The following is a 17,108-nucleotide window of genomic DNA, read 5'->3' as shown; positions in this document are numbered from 1 at the left end:
ATTTAAAGAGGCCATCGAACCGCCATGACCCGCGTCCCCTGCATTGCCCTGATCGCACACGACCAGATGAAGGACGAGATGGCCAGCTTCGCGACGCGGCACAAGGCGAAGCTTCTTCCCTGGCGGATTGTCGCCACCGGCACGACCGGCGGACGGATCAAGGATGCCTGCCCCGAACTTGATGTAACGCGACTGAAAAGCGGGCCTCTCGGCGGCGATCAGCAGATTGGCGCCTTGATATCAACCGGGGAAGTCGACATGCTCGTCTTCTTCGTCGATCCCTTGACGCCCATGCCGCATGATGTGGACGTCAAGGCGTTGATGCGCCTCGCGACTGTTTACGACATCCCGATGGCACTCAACCTCGCAACCGCCGAAATCCTGATCCAGACCCTGACTGCCTGAGGCAGCGGCGCCAAGACCGGACACACCATGGCCCAGACACTCCGCGACCAGCAACTCCCCTTCCCGATTCTCATCGGCGATATCGGCGGCACCAATGCCCGGTTCTCGATCATTGTCGACGAGAGTGGCGAGACCGTCAGCTTTCCCAATGTGGTCAACAAGGACTTTGCAACGATTGACGAGGCTATCCGCGTCAGCGTGCTTGAAGCCGGATCCCATAAACCTCGCTCGCTGATCCTGGCGCTCGCCGGACCGATCAAGGGAGATGAAGTTCCGCTCACCAACTTCCCCTGGATAGTTCGCCCCAAGGTGCTGATGGCGGAGCTTGGTTTCGCCGAGGTGCTGCTGCTGAATGACTTCGAGGCACAGGCCTTGGCAGCCGCAACGCTTGAGCCCTCCGACCGGCATCCTCTGGGCTCGCTCAGCGAGGCACCCCTCGGGTCCCGCGTTGTGCTCGGTCCTGGCACGGGTCTCGGCGTAGCGGGTCTCGTCAGGGCTCGCGACATGTGGTTTCCGGTTCCCGGTGAAGGCGGACATGTGGATGTTGGACCGCGGACGGCGCGCGACCACCAGATCTGGCCGCATCTGACGCCCGTGCGCGACACCCATGCCAAACTCGGCCGGATCTCGGCCGAAGAGCTTCTGTCTGGCCGCGGCCTCATGAATATCTATCGAGCGCTATGCAAGGCAGAAGGGAACCGGACACCGGCCTATGACGACCCGGCAGAGGTCTCTACGTCTGGCATTGCGGGCGCTGATGCACTCGCAGGAGAGGCACTCAGCCTGTTTGCCACCTATCTCGGGCGGGTTGCGGGTGACCTCGCACTGATCTTCATGGCGAAGGGCGGCGTGTTTCTCGCCGGTGGGATCTCGCCGAAGATCCTGCCAGCCCTGCAAAGCGGTGAATTCCGGGAGGCCTTCGAGGATAAGGCACCGCATCAGGCTGTGCTGCACGGAATACCGACTTTCGTGGTTACGCATCCGCAGGCCGCGCTGCACGGATTGGCGGCCTATGCGCTCGCCCCTTCCGATTTTGGTCTGGCGACTGAGGGCCGTCACTGGCGCTGAAGCGCCCAAAGCTGCCGGTATGGCCAAACCGGCCGCGACTGGCTATAGAGCGGCGGCGCCGAAGGACGGCGCCGCGAGCGCAATCGGCAGGGACGATTTTCTTGAAAGCCAAGGCCACTGATCAGCAGACACCCGACAGCGAGAAGGTGACAGACATTCTACGCCGGGTGATCGCCGAAAATGGGCGTGAACATGTGCGCGGTTATGCCTTCGCGATCCTGTGTCTCCTGACGGTCGCGATGACGACCGCCTTTACCGCCTGGATCATGGAGTCCGTCGTCAACGAGGCCTTCGCCAATCGTCGCGCCGATCTCGTCTGGATCATCTGCGGCTCGATCTTCGTTGCATTTGTGGTGCGCGGGTTTGCCGGATATGGCCAGGCCGTTACGCTCGCCAAGATCGGCAACAATATCGTGGCGCGGTACCAGACCCGGCTCTTCGCCCATCTGATGACACTGTCGATCGGCTATTTCAACGAAGCCCGCTCCGGTCGGCTCGCTGCCCAGCTGAACCAGAATATCAACGGTGTCCGCGACGTCCTGAACTTGACAGTGACGTCGCTTGCCCGTGATCTGGTCACTCTGATTTCGTTGCTTGCGGTGATGATCTACCAGGACATCGTGCTCTCGCTGATCGTCTTTACCGTCGCGCCCCCGCTGCTGCTCGGCCTGCGCTATATCTCAAAGCGCCTGCGCAGCGTGACCAAAGATGCCGTCATTCTCAATGCACATGTCCTCGGCGCCATGCAGGAAACGGTTCAGGGCATTGCCATCGTCAAGGCGTTCACCATGGAGCCAGTGCTCGCCGGCAAGATCCAGAAGACGATCAATGCCGCGGAACAGCGCTCGAACCGGATTGCGCGGCTGAGCGAACGCAATGGCCCGCTGACTGAATCGCTTGCAGGCCTTTCGATTGCCGGGGTCATGGCCTATGCCGCCTATCAGGCGATCTATGGCGGCGTGTTGCCGGGTGCCTTCTTCTCATTCGTCACGGCCTTGCTTCTGGCTTATGAGCCGGCAAAGCGTCTTGCCCGCCTTCAGGTTCAGATGGAGCGTGCCGCCGTCAATGCCCGGATGATCTACGAGATCCTGGATACGCAGCCGCATCAGCGCGACAGGGCCGGTGCCGGGCAGATCAAGGTCGGTCCGGCGAGGATCGAGTTCCGCAACGTTACCTTCTCCTATGGTGACACTGGCCCAGTTCTGCGAGACGTGAGTTTTATTGCCGAAGGCGGCAAGACGACGGCACTGGTCGGTCCCTCGGGTGCTGGCAAGTCCACCGTGATTACACTCGTGCCGCGCTTCTATGATCCGGTTGAGGGTCAGATCCTGATCGATGACCAGGATATTGCCGATGTGACAAAGACATCGCTGCGGCAGCACATCGCTTATGTTTCGCAGCAGCCCTATCTGTTCGAGGGCACGATCCGAGACAATATCCGCTACGGCCGACCTGAAGCCACGGATGCCGAAATCGAAGAAGCCGCAAGGCTTGCCAATGCTCATGACTTTATCCTGCAGCAGCCGCTGGGCTACGAGACGCCGGTTGGTGAAAATGGCGTGACCCTGTCCGGAGGCCAGCGCCAGAGACTGTCGATTGCCCGCGCCCTGGTGCGCAATGCGCCGATCCTTCTCCTCGACGAGGCAACCTCGGCGCTGGACACGGAATCGGAAGCGCTTGTCCAACAGGCGCTCGATGCGGCCATGGCCGGCCGAACCGTGATCGTCATCGCCCACCGGCTTTCCACCGTGGTCAATGCCGACAAGATCATCGTGATGCAGGCCGGCCAGGTGGTCGAGCAAGGCACGCATGAAAGCCTTGCGAAGCAATCGGGCGGTCTCTACGCTCGGCTTAACAATCTCCAGACCGTCTCGGGCGGCCAGGACCTGATCTAGGAACGACGCATGATGGACAACCCGATGAAGCTCGTGGTGGTGGGGGCAGCCGGCCGGATGGGCCAGACGCTGATCCGCTTGATCAACGACACGCCAGGAGTTGTTCTGCATGCCGCTGTCGAACGTGCCGGATCGGCAGCGATCGGTCGGGACGCCGGTGATGTCGCTTTGATTGGACCGCTCGGTGTCACTGTTACCGATGACCCGCTACAAGCCTTCCTGCATGCTGACGGTGTGATCGACTTCACCTCTCCCGCCTCCAGCGTGGAATTTGCGGCACTCGCCGCACAGGCGCGAATCGTGCACGTCATCGGGACGACGGGCTGCCTTCCAGAGCATGAGGACAAAATCGATGCCGCTGCCCGCCACGCCCGTGTGGTCAAGTCTGGCAATATGAGCCTCGGCGTCAACGTACTCTCGGTCCTCGTCAAGCAGGCGGCTCGCGCGCTCGAAGCCTCCGGCTGGGATATCGAGGTGCTCGAAATGCATCACAAGCACAAGGTGGATGCACCTTCCGGCACAGCCCTTCTGCTCGGTGAAGCGGCCGCTCAGGGGCGCGGGATTGATCTTGCCGACCATTCCGTGCGTGTTCGTGACGGCCATACCGGGCCGCGCGAGGAAGGCTCGATCGGCTTTGCCACGCTCCGCGGCGGCTCTGTCATCGGCGAGCATTCGGTGCTGTTTGCCGCCGAAGGCGAGACCGTCACTCTGTCACACAGCGCAGGCGACCGATCCCTTTTCGCCCGTGGCGCGCTGAAGGCCGCCACATGGGCCCGGGACAAGAAGCCCGGCCGTTACACCATGCTCGACGTGCTCGGGCTTAACTCCACCCCCTGATCGTCAAGAGAGGAATTGTCGATGACCGGTACACTCGTGCTCGTGCGCCATGGCCAGAGCGACTGGAACCTGAAAAACCTGTTTACCGGCTGGCGTGATCCTGATCTCACAGAGCTCGGCGTTCAGGAAGCCAATGCTGGTGGCAAGGCGCTTGCCGACTATGGCATCAAGTTCGATATCGCCTTCACTTCGGTTTTGACCCGCGCGCAGAAGACCTGCAACATCATCCTCGAAAACGTCGGCCAGACCGGCCTCGAGACGATCAAGGATGAGGCGCTGAACGAGCGTGACTACGGCGATCTTTCCGGCCTCAACAAAGACGATGCCCGCGCCAAATGGGGCGAGGAGCAGGTGCATATCTGGCGCCGCTCCTATGACGTCCCACCGCCGGGCGGCGAAAGCCTGCGTGACACGGGTGCCCGCGTCTGGCCGTACTATCTGACCGAGATTCTGCCGCGCGTTCTGCGTGGCGAGAAGGTGCTGGTCGCAGCGCATGGCAATTCGCTGCGTTCGCTGGTCATGGTTCTCGACAAGCTGACCAAAGAACAGATCCTCAGCGTCAACCTCGCGACCGGCGTTCCCATGGTCTACAAGCTGAATGCGGATTCGACTGTCGCTTCGAAGGAAGTCCTCGGCGACATGTCCGGCGCGCATTAAGGCCCTGTCCAAGGCAATCTTGAAATGAAAGAAGCCTCCTTTCCGGGCGGCTTCCTGCTTTTGGTGTCTTGAGTGTCGTGCTTATTGCTTGCGCATGAAACCTTGAATGAGTTCGGCCAGCGCCTCCGGCTGCTCGACGCAGGGAAGATGGGCGCAATCTTCAATCACCTCGAAACGCGCACCTGGGATGAGACCGGCCCCGGCCTGGACTGTTTCGGGCGGGGTCGAGCCGTCCTGGTCTCCGACGACGACGAGCGTGGGTACGGTGACCGTCGGCAAGACATCGGAAAAATCAGCATCGCGCAGCGCAGCGCATGTCGATAGATAGCCGGCTACCGACTGACGGGTCATCATCAGGCGATAGCCGGCAAGATCGTCCGCACGGTCCTCGTGGAAGGCCGGCGTGAACCAGCGCTGCATGGCATTGTCGGCAGCACTTTCCAGTCCGCCCTTCTCGATGCCGGCCATCCGCTCGGCCCAGATTTCGGCCGTACCGATCCGCGGCGCCGTGTCACACAGCACCAGCTTCCGGAAAAGGTCCGGCCGCTTTTTCCAGAGCCCCTGGCAGACGAGACCACCGACCGACAGGCCGCAGAACGTGGCCTTGCGGATATCGAGGAAATCGCAGAGTTCGGCGAGATCCGACACCAGATCATCCATGCCGAAGGGCTTATCTGCACCGCCCGACAGACCGTGACCACGGCTATCGTAAAGGAGCACGGAGACATCCTCGCCCAGTTCATCGAACAAGGGCAGCCAGATGCGAAAATCGGTGCCGAGACCATTCGAGAAGACAATCAGGTTCTTGGCTTTCGCCTCCCCGATCAGTTCATAATGCATGACATTGCCGTTGATGGTCGCGAAGGCCAAGGCGCAGATCTCCTGTGGTGGTCTGGTTTCTGAGCGCATGCGGCGATCAGCCGATCAACCGTTGCACTCCATCTCTGTTTATTTCCGCATTCCTCGGCGCAAGGCCGCTCGAAATGCGTCAGTGCGCCTCGTCCCAATTGTGGGCAGCACGCGCATCGACCTTCAGCGGCACCCGCATGTCGACCGCCGGCATCGCGGCATTTTCCATGACGTCGACGATGACCGGCAAGGCGAGATCAACTGCTTCGTCCTCGACCTCGAAGATCAGTTCGTCATGGACCTGCAGCAGCATACGGACGCGTTCGCCCAGACCTGCCATGGACAGAGCCGGCTCGATCTTGATCATCGCCCGGCGAATGACATCGGCGGCGGAACCCTGGATCGGCGCATTGATCGCGGCGCGCTCGTTAAAGGCACGCATAGACGGGTTCGAGGACCTAATTTCCGGATAGTGTGCACGGCGGCCGAAAATGGTTTCGACATAGCCGTTTTCGCGGGCGAAGGCCTTTGTCGCTTCCATGTAATCCTTGATGCCGGGGAAGCGTTCGAAATACTTCTTGATGTAGTCGCCGGCTTCGGATCGCTCGATGCTCAGCTGGTTCGCAAGTCCGAAGGCAGAAATACCGTAGATGATGCCGAAATTGATCGCCTTGGCGCGACGGCGGACTTCCGACGGCATGCCCTCGACCGGCACACCGAACATTTCGGATGCGGTCATGGCATGGATGTCGACGCCATCGGCAAAGGCCTGGCGCAGTTGCGGGATATCCGCAACATGGGCGAGGACTCGCAGCTCGATCTGGCTATAGTCGGCCGACAGAAGCTTGTGCCCTGGCGTAGAGATGAAGGCCGTACGGATCTTGCGACCTTCCGCCGTACGAACCGGAATGTTTTGCAGGTTCGGCTCAGATGACGACAGGCGGCCAGTGGTCGTGGAGGCCAGCGAATAGCCGGTGTGGACCCGCTTCGTTTCCGGATGAATATAGCCGGGCAGCGCATCCGTGTAGGTGGATTTAAGTTTGGTCAGCTGACGCCAATCGACAATCTTGCGCGGCAGTGGTGCACCTTCGGCAGCCAGATCTTCGAGGACCTGAGCAGAGGTCGACCATTGACCGGTCTTGGTCTTCGATCCGCCTGGCAGGCCTAGTCTGCCGAAGAGAATGTCGCCGAGCTGCTTGGGCGAGCCGATGTTGAAACGCTCGCCGGCCAATTCGTAGACCTCATCCTCGGCAGCGGCCGCCTTCTGGGCCAATTCTCCGGAAAGGCGCGAAAGGATCTGCCTGTCGACGGTGATGCCACGCTCCTCCATATGGGCCAGCACCGGCACCAGTGGGCGCTCCAAACGCTCGTAGATACGGGTAAGCCCCTCAGCCGCGAGGCGCGGCTTCAGAACCAGCCAGAGGCGCAGCGTGACGTCGGCATCTTCCGCTGCATAGGCAGTGGCGCGGTCGATATCAACGAGATCAAAGGTGACGGCAGACTTGCCGGAGCCTGCCACATCCTTGTAGGCGATCGGCGTGTGGCCGAGCCACTTTTCCGACAGGGCGTCCATGCCGTGATTGCCCTTGCCGGCATCCAGCACATAGGACAGCAGCATCGTATCCTCGAAGGACTGCATAACGATGCCGAGACGCTTCATGACGAGATAGTCGTATTTGAGGTTCTGCGCGACCTTGAGAACGGACGGATCTTCGAGCAGGTCCTTCAATGCTGCCAGGGCCTCTCTCATCGGGATCTGACCTTCGGCATGCCCCCCGCCAAGAAGGTCACCGACGCCGGTCTTGTGGGCAAGTGGCACATAGGCCGCCCGGATATCGCTCGATCCCGGTGAATTAGTGTTGTCCTGCATGGCGAGCGAAACGCCAACCAGTTCGGCCTGCATCGGATCGAGGCTGGTGGTTTCTGTATCGAAAGCAACAAGACCGGTTTCACGGGCAGCAGCTATCCAGCTCTCCAGCGTTGGAAGGTCCCGGATCGCAACATAGGACGTCCGGTCGATCGGCTTGCTGGCAAAGGTTTCCGCGCGAGACCGGGAGAGATCTGCCGGGGTCTTACCCTCTGCCGCGTTTACAGTCGCTGTCGTGACCGTAGATGTAGCGACCAGGGCTTTCTCTGGCGCAGGTGAGGCGCCAGCTTCGGCCTTATCGAGATCAGGCCCACGCGCTGCGTCACCCCATTCCACTGGAACAGCAACCGGCTCGATTGCCGCGGCATCGCAGTCACAAGCCTCGGCAACGCGGCGGGTCAGGGTGGTGAATTCCATCGTCTTCAAGAAGGCGATGAGCTTCGGCCCGTCTTGCGGCTCAAGCACGAGGGCGTCGAGATCCATCTCGAGGGGCACATCCGTGCGCAATTCGACCAGCTTGCGGGATACACGCGCAAGGTCGGCGTTTGCGACGATGTTTTCGCGACGCTTGACCTGCTTGATCTCGCCGGCGCGGGCCAGCAGGGTTTCAAGATCGCCGAATTCCTCAAGCAGTTGGGCCGCCGTTTTCGGGCCAATGCCCGGTATGCCGGGAACGTTGTCCGTCGAGTCGCCGGTCAGCGCCTGGAGATCGATCATCTTTTCCGGCGGTACGCCCCATTTCTCGACGACATCCGGAATGCCAATCTGCTTGTCCTTCATCGCGTCGTACATGTGTACGTTGGCAGTGACGAGCTGCATCAGGTCCTTGTCGGAGGATACAATGGTGACGTCGGCACCGGCGGCTTCCGCCTGGCGGGCATAGGTCGCGATGATATCGTCGGCTTCGAAGCCCTCTGTCTCGATGCAGGGGAGATTAAAGGCGCGGGTCGCATGGCGAATGAGCCCGAATTGCGGGATCAAATCCTCCGGTGGCGCGGAACGGTTCGCCTTGTAGAGAGGATAGATTTCCTTGCGGAAGGTTGTCGACGAATAGTCGAAGATGACGGCGAGATGGGTCGGCGTCACGCCCACATCCGTGTTGCGCGCATCGCGCAGAAGCTTCCACAGCATGTTGCAGAAACCCGATACCGCATTGACGGGAAGACCGTCCGACTTGCGGTTCAGGGCCGGGATGGCGTGGAAGGCGCGGAAGATGAAACCCGAGCCGTCGACAAGGAAAAGATGATCGCCTGTTTTCATGTCGGCATGGATAGCGCGGCGTGGTCAAAACGTCCATGAGGCTTTGACCTGCATCCGGGAAAAGCTTTAGCTGACACGGAGCGAGGGCATACAGTAGCGCTTGCTCACGAAAAGCTTACCGATTTGTAATCCGGCATTCCCTTGAAAAACCGCATTGCCCGCCACAAATCCTTGTCATCGGCGACTGATCACGCCGAAGTCTGAATGAGGCTCGTCCCCCGCCGCTTCAGACTAGGGCAAAGGCCTTATCCCCCTCTCCGGGCCTTTGTCCCCACATTCCGGAGCCGTCGTGGCAGTCCCCCCGCCTATCGCCATGGCGGCTCCGTCAATAACCGAAACTCCTCGGTTTGATCAGTTGAAAAGCCCTCCCAAAATAGTCAGTTTCAGGACATGAATCGCATGCGATGATATTCGCACGATTGTCAGCGCGCAGGCTCAACCATGGTTCGGCAACGTCCAGAAACAGCCATATCTCTCGCGACGCAGTTTGCCCGCGGCATGACGCGAGCCGTGCAGCTGCGCGCTGCAAGGCTCGGCTTTTCGCCGGGCCAGTTTCCGATCCTGATCGAATTGTGGGCCGAAGAGGGTCTGACCCAGCGACAACTCCTCGACCGCGTCGACGTCGAGCAGGCGACGATTGCCAATACGCTCTCCCGGATGGAACGCGACGGCCTGGTTGAGCGGCGTGTTCACCCCAAGGATAAGCGTGCCCAGCAGATTTTTCTGACCGAGAAGGCGCGCGCGATGCGCGAGGAGGCACAGACAGCCGTGGCGGAGGCAGAAGACGCCGTCTTTGCTGGATTTCGCCGTTTTGAGAAGGAATTGCTGAAAGAGTATATTCGCTGGGCGATCGCCAATTCCGGCAAGCCCTAGCGAGCCGGTTTGCGCCGTTCAGAAAAATTGACTGGGCCTACGCCTCGAAACAGCGTCCGGTTTGCTCTATCGTCCCGCCGATTTCAATCCTGCAGGACAATGCCATGACCGATCTCTCCCCCATCCTCGCCAAGGCCGACGAGGCCCTGCCACAGAGCCTCGAGCGGCTGTTCGACCTTGTGCGCATCCCGTCGATCTCGACGGATCCGGCTTACAAGGCCGACTGCCGCAAGGCAGGCGAGTGGTTGGTAACAGCGCTGACCGAACTCGGCTTCGACGCCTCGCTGCGCGATACGCCCGGCCATCCGATGGTGGTGGCACATCATCAGGCAGATAACGCCGATGCGCCGCATGCCCTGTTTTACGGGCACTATGACGTGCAGCCGGTCGACCCGCTCGATCTCTGGGAAGACGATCCATTCGCGCCTGCGATCAAGGAGAAGGAGGGGCACAAGGTTATCACCGGCCGCGGCACGTCCGACGACAAGGGCCAGTTGTTGACCTTCGTCGAAGCTTGCCGGGCCTACAAGGCTGTCAAGGGTTCGCTGCCGGTCCGGATTACCATCCTGTTTGAAGGCGAGGAGGAATCCGGTTCGCCGTCGCTGAAACCTTTCCTCGAAGCCAATGCCGCTGAACTCAAGGCTGATTTCGCCCTTGTCTGCGACACCAGCATGTGGGATCGCGAGACGCCGGCAATTGCCGCTGCGCTTCGCGGCCTGGTGGGCGAAGAAGTCACCATCACGGCTGCCGACCGCGACCTGCATTCCGGCCTTTTCGGTGGCGCAGCCGCCAACCCCGTTCACATTTTGACAAAGATCCTCGCAGACTTGCACGACGAGACCGGACGCGTGACCCTGCCCGGCTTCTATGACGGTGTCGAAGAGACCCCCTCGAACATCAAGGCCTCGTGGGATAGCCTCGGACGGACAGCTGAAAGCTTTCTCGGCGAAGTCGGTCTTTCCATTCCATCCGGCGAAAAGGGCCGCTCGGTGCTGGAACTGACCTGGGCCCGGCCGACGGCCGAAGTGAACGGCATTATCGGCGGCTACACCGGCGAGGGTTTCAAGACGGTGATTGCGGCCAAGGCCTCGGCGAAGATCTCCTTCCGCCTCGTCGGCACACAGGATCCGGCAAAGATCCGCGAGAGCTTCCGCGCCTATGTCCGTGAGCGCATCCCCGCCGACTGCTCGGTTGATTTCCACGAACATGGTGGCTCGCCAGCCATTCAGCTTTCCTATGATTCGCCGGTGCTCACCAAGGCGAAGAACGCCTTGTCCGACGAATGGCCCAAGCCAGCTGTCGTCATCGGCATGGGCGGATCGATCCCGATCGTTGGCGATTTCCAGAAAATGCTCGGCATGGATTCGCTTCTGGTCGGCTTCGGGCTCACCGACGACCGAATCCATTCACCCAACGAAAAATATGACCTGAACTCGTACCACAAGGGTATCCGGTCCTGGATCCGGATCCTCGACGCGCTGGCGAGTCGCTAAGCAGTCGCCCAAAAAGCAAAAAGGCCGGTCAAAAACCGGCCTTTCCTTTACGTTTCGACGCTTTGCCTGCCAGTACATCCGTGGTCAGGGGGCGGAAACGTGCCATGCGGATCGATTGGAAGCTTGACTGCCGAAGCAGCGAGGATCCATGGCTTAAAGATCGCCCTGGATACTTAACAACCGGTTAACCGAAACAAAGTTTCTGCTGATTTAGCGAAACAAGCGGTCTGTCGCGTGGTGACCTGGAGATGGGGAACGGGATATCCGGTTTCAAGCCCTGTTAACAATAATGCCTTGAAGGCGCGTTACATCCTCGTCTAGGCTGTACGTATGAGCCTCGAATCTGTCAGACAGTTTTTCCTCGACCATGCCCCCGACCTCACCGTGATTGTGACTGAGGCAAGCTCAGCGACAGTCGCACTGGCGGCGGAGGTCCATGGCGTTGAGCCGGACCAGATCGCAAAGACAATCTGCGTCAGGATCGGCGAGGAGGTGGCGCTTGTGGTGACGGCCGGCACCAAGCGGCTGGACAATCGAAAATTCAAGGATCGATTCGGCACCAAACCTCGCATGCTGGATGCGGACGCGGTCGTGGAAAGCACGAGCCATCCGGTTGGCGGTGTCTGCCCTTTCGGCCTGCCACTCCCATTGAAAGTGTATTGCGACCAGTCTTTGAGGGCGTTTGAGGAGGTCTTGCCGGCCGGTGGCGCAACGAATGCTGCCGTCCGCATTTCTCCGGTTCGGCTTGCCGACCTGGTGAAGGGCGAATGGGTCGATCTGTGCCAATGACAAGCCGCAACCAAGCATAGTTTACCCAGCTTTAACCACCCCTTAAATCGCCGCATTTATTATGCATTTGCGTTGTGTTCGCCTCGATTGCAGGTGAACTGTCCGACATTGAATGCACCACCTCAAGCGCCATTGCCGCAAGGCAAGCACGCCCATCGACGAGCATCCGGAGCAGAAGCCCCTTGGTGAGCCGAGGCAAAAACCGCGAACGTATCGAACCGACCTTCCAGGACGAATCGGAAGACGAAGACCTGCGTGCCGATCAGGACGATCGAATCGGCAGCAAACGCAAGGGCCGCTCCTCGGGCAAGAAACAAGCGGCCGGATCGCGCAAGGCCAAAGGTTCAAGGACGAGCAGCAGGCAGTCCGGCGGCGGGTTCGGCCTCGGAAAGTTTATTTACTGGTGTTTTGTCCTGTCGATCTGGTGCGGGATCGGCCTTGTTGGGCTCGTCGGTTACTACGCATCCCAGATGCCGAGTGCCAGCACCTGGTCTATCCCCGAGCGCCCGCCCAACATGAAGATCGTTTCGGTCGAAGGCACCGTGATTGCCAATCGCGGCGCGACCGGGGGAGAGGCTCTGCCGCTTGAGGAAATGTCACCGTTTATTCCGCAAGCGGTGATGGCGATCGAGGATCGGCGCTTCTATTCGCATTATGGCGTGGATCCGCTCGGCCTTGGGCGGGCGATCTTCACCAACATTACCCGCGGACGGGCCGTGCAGGGTGGCTCGACGCTGACACAGCAGCTCGCAAAGAACCTTTTCCTGTCGCCCGAGCGAACGGTGGAGCGAAAGGTCCAGGAAGTTCTGCTCGCCTTCTGGCTTGAGCAAAAATACACAAAAGACCAGATCCTCGCGATGTATCTGAACCGCGTTTTCTTTGGCTCGAATGCCTATGGCGTGGAGGCAGCGGCGCGGCGCTACTTCAACAAGTCCGCCCGGGACGTCAATCTCGGCGAAGCGGCCCTTCTGGCCGGCCTGCTGAAAGCCCCCTCGCGGCTGTCGCCGGCGCGCGATCCGGAGGCCGCCGAAGCGCGGGCCCAGGTCGTGCTGCAGGCCATGCGCGAAGAAGGTTACGTCACCGAGGACGACATCAAAACGGCCATGACCCAATCGCCGACCAAGGCGAAGCGCTACTGGAGCGGGGCTGGCCAGTATGTGGCCGATATGGTGCGCGATGACGTCACAGCATTGATCGGCAAGGTCACAGAAGACATCGTGGTCGAGACGACGATCGACCTTAGTCTTGAGGAAAAGGCCGAGGCCGTCATCACCGAGACCCTCGATGCGGAGGGCAAGAAATTCAACACCTCGCAGGCCGCACTCGTCTCGATAGATGGTACGGGCGCCATCCGCGCCCTGATCGGCGGTCGCGACTATTCGGAAAGCCAATTCAACCGGGCCGTCAAGGCAAAGCGCCAGCCAGGCTCTGCGTTCAAGCCTTTCGTTTATGCGGCGGCAATGGAAATGGGCGTGCAGCCCAATTCGCTGCGTAATGATGCCCCGATCCGGATCGGCAACTGGACGCCGCAGAACTATGACGAAAAGTATCGCGGACAGGTGACTGTTGCCGGAGCGCTCGCGGATTCGCTGAACACGATCGCAGCTCAGCTCGTCATGGAAGCGGGCCCTGACCAGGTGATCAAGGTGGCGCATAGGATGGGAATTGCCTCAGAGTTGCAGAGCAATGCCTCAATCGCCCTTGGCACTTCGGAAGTCTCTCTGCTTGAACTGACGTCCGCCTACGCGCCTTTCATGAACGGCGGCTATAAGGCGACGCCCTATATCGTTCGCCGCATCCTCAAGACTGACGGCACGCTGATCTACGAGAACAATTACCTCGAGCCACCGCGCGTGCTCAATGATGCGGTCGTCGCATCCATGAACACGATGATGAAGGGTGTCATCGACAGGGGCACGGGCAAGCGCGCCAAGCTCAAGGGCTGGGAAGCGGCTGGTAAGACAGGAACGACACAGTCTTTCAGAGACGCCCTGTTTGTCGGCTATACCAGCAATCTGACGACTGGCGTCTGGTTCGGAAACGACAATGGCGACTCGATGAAAAAAGTGACGGGCGGCGGCCTTCCGGCCAAGGCCTGGCATGATTTCATGATGGCAGCACATAAGGGGCTGACGCCCGCGCCGCTTCCTGGAGGCGGTTACGTCGATCCAGCGCCGGCCGAAAACGACGCCACTATAGGCTCAATCTTGTCCGGCGTTCTGCAGGGCGACGAGCAAGAGGCTCAGCCGCCGGCTCAGGATCCAGGACAGGCGCAGTATCCGACCGCTGAGGACGACTATTACGACTCCGAATATCCGCCGGACGATGGCTACCCCGTGGACGAAGACCGCATTCTCGAGGGGCCTGTGCCTCCAGGCGATGTGGGCGGCGGACAGGGAAGTGGGCGACGCACCACACTGCTTGATCTGATACTTGGTCAGTAAGGAAGACCATCGAAAAGGCGCAAAGCAGCCAGACGCAAGCCTTGCGGCATAGAAGCTTCGTCCTACGTTTGAGCGGGACGGAGCGCCACAGGACGGGGAAGGTCCTGCAATCTCTTCTTTTCCCGATTTCCAGCGGATTTCGAGCCTTGCAGTCAGAAATTTCGCTTCTTATATACGCCACATAACCGCAGCAGCGCTGCAATAGATCCAAGACCATCCACGTCGAGGGGCTGTCAGGGAATTGCCTGATTGGGGTTCCGACAGCCTGCTTCAAGGAGAGAATAATATGGCAAAAGTAATCGGTATCGACCTTGGCACGACCAATTCCTGCGTTGCCGTCATGGACGGCAAGGACGCGAAGGTCATTGAGAATTCCGAAGGTGCACGCACGACGCCTTCCATGGTGGCATTTTCCGACGACGGTGAACGTCTCGTCGGCCAGCCGGCCAAGCGCCAGGCCGTCACCAATCCGACCAACACCCTCTTCGCCGTCAAGCGCCTGATCGGCCGCCGTCACGAAGATCCGACCGTCGAGAAGGACAAGGGCCTCGTTCCCTTCCCGATCATCAAGGGTGACAATGGCGACGCTTGGGTCGAAGCTCAGGGCAAGGGCTATTCGCCTTCGCAGATCTCGGCCATGATCCTTCAGAAGATGAAGGAAACGGCAGAAGCTTATCTCGGCGAAAAGGTCGAAAAGGCCGTCATCACCGTTCCCGCCTACTTCAACGATGCCCAGCGCCAGGCCACCAAGGATGCTGGCCGCATCGCGGGTCTTGAGGTGCTGCGCATCATCAACGAGCCGACGGCTGCCGCTCTTGCCTATGGTCTGGACAAGAAGGATGGCAAGACGATCGCCGTCTACGACTTGGGTGGTGGTACCTTCGATATCTCGGTTCTGGAAATCGGCGACGGCGTCTTCGAAGTGAAGTCGACGAACGGCGACACCTTCCTCGGCGGTGAAGACTTCGACATGCGTCTGGTCGAATATCTCGCAGGCGAATTCAAGAAGGATCAGGGTATCGACCTGAAGGGCGACAAGCTTGCCCTGCAGCGCCTGAAGGAAGCCGCTGAAAAGGCCAAGATCGAACTGTCGTCCTCGCAGCAGACCGAAATCAACCTGCCCTTCATCACGGCAGATGCTTCGGGTCCGAAGCACCTGACGATGAAGCTGACCCGCGCCAAGTTCGAAAGCCTGGTCGACGATCTCGTCCAGCGCACGATCGCACCGTGCAAGGCAGCGCTCAAGGATGCCGGCGTTACCGCAGCCGAGATCGACGAAGTCGTTCTCGTTGGTGGCATGAGCCGCATGCCGAAGGTGCAGGAAGTCGTCAAGCAGCTGTTTGGCAAGGAGCCGCACAAGGGCGTCAACCCGGATGAAGTCGTGGCACTTGGCGCCGCCATCCAGGCCGGCGTTCTGCAGGGTGACGTCAAGGACGTTCTTCTGCTCGACGTGACCCCGCTGTCGCTCGGCATCGAAACGCTTGGTGGCGTCTTCACCCGTCTGATCGACCGCAACACGACGATCCCGACCAAGAAGAGCCAGACCTTCTCGACTGCAGACGACAACCAGCAGGCCGTGACCATTCGCGTTTCGCAGGGTGAGCGCGAAATGGCTGCGGACAACAAACTGCTTGGCCAGTTCGACCTCGTCGGCCTTCCCCCAGCACCCCGTGGCGTTCCGCAGATCGAAGTGACCTTCGATATCGACGCCAACGGCATCGTGCAGGTTTCTGCCAAGGACAAGGGCACCGGCAAGGAGCAACAGATCCGCATCCAGGCTTCTGGCGGCCTTTCGGACGCCGACATCGAGAAGATGGTCAAGGACGCCGAGGCTCACGCTGAGGAAGACAAGAAGCGTCGCGCTGTCGTCGAAGCCAAGAACAGCGCCGAAAGCCTCGTTCATTCGACGGAAAAATCGCTGAAGGACTATGGTGACAAGGTATCGGAAGGCGACCGCAAGTCGATCGAAGATGCCATCGCCGCCCTGAAGTCGGCACTGGAAGCCTCCGATCCGTCGCCGGAAGACATTCAGGCGAAGACCCAGACGCTGATGGAAGTCTCCATGAAGCTTGGTCAGGCGATCTACGAAGCCCAGCAGGCGGATGCCGGTGCAAGCGACTCTGACGGCGGCAAGGACGACAACATCGTCGATGCCGACTATGAAGAAGTAAAGGACGAAGACGCGAAGAAGTCGGCCTGATGCAGGTCAGCTTCGGACGTCGTTTCCACACGTGGCTGGCGCTTGCGCCAGCCACGGTTTCATTGGTGCTTACGACCGGCGCCATGGCGCAGGACAAAGGACAGGCCAGCGCAGTTCATCGTCAGGTGAGCGCCGCCGAAGCCCAAGTGACCAAGGCGATTTCCGCCAAGGACAGCAAGTCCCTTTCCCGCATCGGCAGCGAACTCGGACGGATCATCGAAGCGGCGCTTGCGCGTCGTGAAAACGGTGGAGAGGTGTCGTCTTGCGACATGGCCGCGCACTCGCTGGCATTCGTCGCAGTTTCCGCCGCAGATGGCCTGATCAGCAAGGGAGAGGCGCGCAAGCTTCTTCTTGCGGACGCGTCGACTGCGGCATCAGACTTTCAGAAGGACATGCAGACCTGTGAAAAGCAGGCAGGCAAATCATCTGGCAGCCACACGAGCATCGGGAAAGCTTTGAGAGCTTTATAAG

Annotated in this window: 13 protein-coding genes; 11 read left to right on the top strand and 2 right to left on the bottom strand. The window is 60.1% G+C overall.

Translation table 11 applies throughout. The features are described from left to right. Positions 1 to 24: 24 nt before the first annotated feature. The 5 genes from ACSV9I_RS19845 (at position 25) to ACSV9I_RS19825 (ending at position 4,862) form a co-directional block, all read left to right on the top strand. Entirely contained in the window at positions 25 to 405 is a 381-nt protein-coding gene (locus tag ACSV9I_RS19845) for a methylglyoxal synthase (protein ID WP_438330499.1), read from the top strand. Between the two features lie 27 nt (positions 406 to 432). Beyond that, positions 433 to 1,473 (top strand): glucokinase, encoded by a 1,041-nt coding sequence (locus ACSV9I_RS19840; RefSeq protein ID WP_438330498.1) that lies wholly within the window; start codon positions 433 to 435, stop codon positions 1,471 to 1,473. Positions 1,474 to 1,574: 101 nt separating this feature from the next. Further along, on the top strand, positions 1,575 to 3,368 hold the full coding sequence (locus ACSV9I_RS19835; RefSeq protein ID WP_438330497.1) for an ABC transporter ATP-binding protein: 1,794 nt from the start codon (positions 1,575 to 1,577) through the stop codon (positions 3,366 to 3,368). A 9-nt stretch (positions 3,369 to 3,377) separates the two neighbouring features. Then, the gene (gene dapB / locus ACSV9I_RS19830) at positions 3,378 to 4,205 is read left to right on the top strand and encodes a 4-hydroxy-tetrahydrodipicolinate reductase (protein ID WP_438330496.1); all 828 of its coding nucleotides are present in this window, start codon (positions 3,378 to 3,380) and stop codon (positions 4,203 to 4,205) included. A gap of 21 nt (positions 4,206 to 4,226) precedes the next feature. Continuing rightward, the gene (locus ACSV9I_RS19825; RefSeq protein WP_438330495.1) at positions 4,227 to 4,862 is read left to right on the top strand and encodes a 2,3-bisphosphoglycerate-dependent phosphoglycerate mutase; all 636 of its coding nucleotides are present in this window, start codon (positions 4,227 to 4,229) and stop codon (positions 4,860 to 4,862) included. An 81-nt stretch (positions 4,863 to 4,943) separates the two neighbouring features. Here the strand turns inward: ACSV9I_RS19825 and pcaD are convergent, their stop codons facing one another. After that, entirely contained in the window at positions 4,944 to 5,732 is a 789-nt protein-coding gene (gene pcaD / locus ACSV9I_RS19820) for a 3-oxoadipate enol-lactonase (protein WP_438330494.1), read from the bottom strand. Between the two features lie 118 nt (positions 5,733 to 5,850). Continuing rightward, entirely contained in the window at positions 5,851 to 8,838 is a 2,988-nt protein-coding gene (gene polA, locus ACSV9I_RS19815) for a DNA polymerase I (protein WP_438330493.1), read from the bottom strand. A 441-nt stretch (positions 8,839 to 9,279) separates the two neighbouring features. On the opposite strand from polA, the gene ACSV9I_RS19810 reads away from it, so the two are divergent. The 6 genes from ACSV9I_RS19810 (at position 9,280) to ACSV9I_RS19785 (ending at position 17,107) form a co-directional block, all read left to right on the top strand. Beyond that, positions 9,280 to 9,711 carry a MarR family winged helix-turn-helix transcriptional regulator gene (locus tag ACSV9I_RS19810; RefSeq protein WP_054158226.1) on the top strand — a complete coding sequence of 144 codons (432 nt, stop codon included), beginning with the start codon at positions 9,280 to 9,282 and terminating at the stop codon, positions 9,709 to 9,711. Positions 9,712 to 9,815: 104 nt separating this feature from the next. Next, positions 9,816 to 11,204 (top strand): dipeptidase, encoded by a 1,389-nt coding sequence (locus ACSV9I_RS19805; RefSeq protein ID WP_438330492.1) that lies wholly within the window; start codon positions 9,816 to 9,818, stop codon positions 11,202 to 11,204. A gap of 330 nt (positions 11,205 to 11,534) precedes the next feature. Beyond that, positions 11,535 to 11,993, top strand: a complete 459-nt coding sequence (locus ACSV9I_RS19800) for a YbaK/EbsC family protein (protein ID WP_438330491.1) — start codon at positions 11,535 to 11,537, stop codon at positions 11,991 to 11,993. A 182-nt stretch (positions 11,994 to 12,175) separates the two neighbouring features. Then, positions 12,176 to 14,437: a transglycosylase domain-containing protein gene (locus ACSV9I_RS19795; RefSeq protein WP_438330490.1), complete on the top strand. Its 2,262-nt coding sequence runs from the start codon at positions 12,176 to 12,178 to the stop codon at positions 14,435 to 14,437. 286 nt (positions 14,438 to 14,723) lie between these two features. Continuing rightward, positions 14,724 to 16,637 (top strand): molecular chaperone DnaK, encoded by a 1,914-nt coding sequence (gene dnaK, locus ACSV9I_RS19790; RefSeq protein WP_438330489.1) that lies wholly within the window; start codon positions 14,724 to 14,726, stop codon positions 16,635 to 16,637. After that, on the top strand, positions 16,637 to 17,107 hold the full coding sequence (locus ACSV9I_RS19785; RefSeq protein ID WP_438330488.1) for a hypothetical protein: 471 nt from the start codon (positions 16,637 to 16,639) through the stop codon (positions 17,105 to 17,107). Before dnaK ends, ACSV9I_RS19785 begins: the two co-directional genes overlap by 1 nt. The last annotated feature ends 1 nt before the right edge of the window (position 17,108 follow it).

The organism is Rhizobium sp. G187, from assembly GCF_051549525.1.
In the GTDB taxonomy this organism is placed as follows: Bacteria; Pseudomonadota; Alphaproteobacteria; order Rhizobiales; family Rhizobiaceae; genus Allorhizobium.
This window is presented reverse-complemented; position numbering and strand designations above follow the sequence as displayed.

What these genes read in the sequence shown, in the direction of transcription:
- ACSV9I_RS19845 (WP_438330499.1), top strand. Translation starts at nt 25, where the DNA reads ATGACCCGCGTCCCCTGCATTGCCCTGATCGCACACGACCAGATGAAG.
- ACSV9I_RS19840 (WP_438330498.1), top strand. Translation starts at nt 433, where the DNA reads ATGGCCCAGACACTCCGCGACCAGCAACTCCCCTTCCCGATTCTCATC.
- dapB (WP_438330496.1), top strand. Translation starts at nt 3,378, where the DNA reads ATGATGGACAACCCGATGAAGCTCGTGGTGGTGGGGGCAGCCGGCCGG.
- ACSV9I_RS19825 (WP_438330495.1), top strand. Translation starts at nt 4,227, where the DNA reads ATGACCGGTACACTCGTGCTCGTGCGCCATGGCCAGAGCGACTGGAAC.
- polA (WP_438330493.1), bottom strand. Translation starts at nt 8,838, where the DNA reads ATGAAAACAGGCGATCATCTTTTCCTTGTCGACGGCTCGGGTTTCATC.
- ACSV9I_RS19810 (WP_054158226.1), top strand. Translation starts at nt 9,280, where the DNA reads ATGGTTCGGCAACGTCCAGAAACAGCCATATCTCTCGCGACGCAGTTT.
- ACSV9I_RS19805 (WP_438330492.1), top strand. Translation starts at nt 9,816, where the DNA reads ATGACCGATCTCTCCCCCATCCTCGCCAAGGCCGACGAGGCCCTGCCA.
- ACSV9I_RS19800 (WP_438330491.1), top strand. Translation starts at nt 11,535, where the DNA reads ATGAGCCTCGAATCTGTCAGACAGTTTTTCCTCGACCATGCCCCCGAC.
- dnaK (WP_438330489.1), top strand. Translation starts at nt 14,724, where the DNA reads ATGGCAAAAGTAATCGGTATCGACCTTGGCACGACCAATTCCTGCGTT.
- ACSV9I_RS19785 (WP_438330488.1), top strand. Translation starts at nt 16,637, where the DNA reads ATGCAGGTCAGCTTCGGACGTCGTTTCCACACGTGGCTGGCGCTTGCG.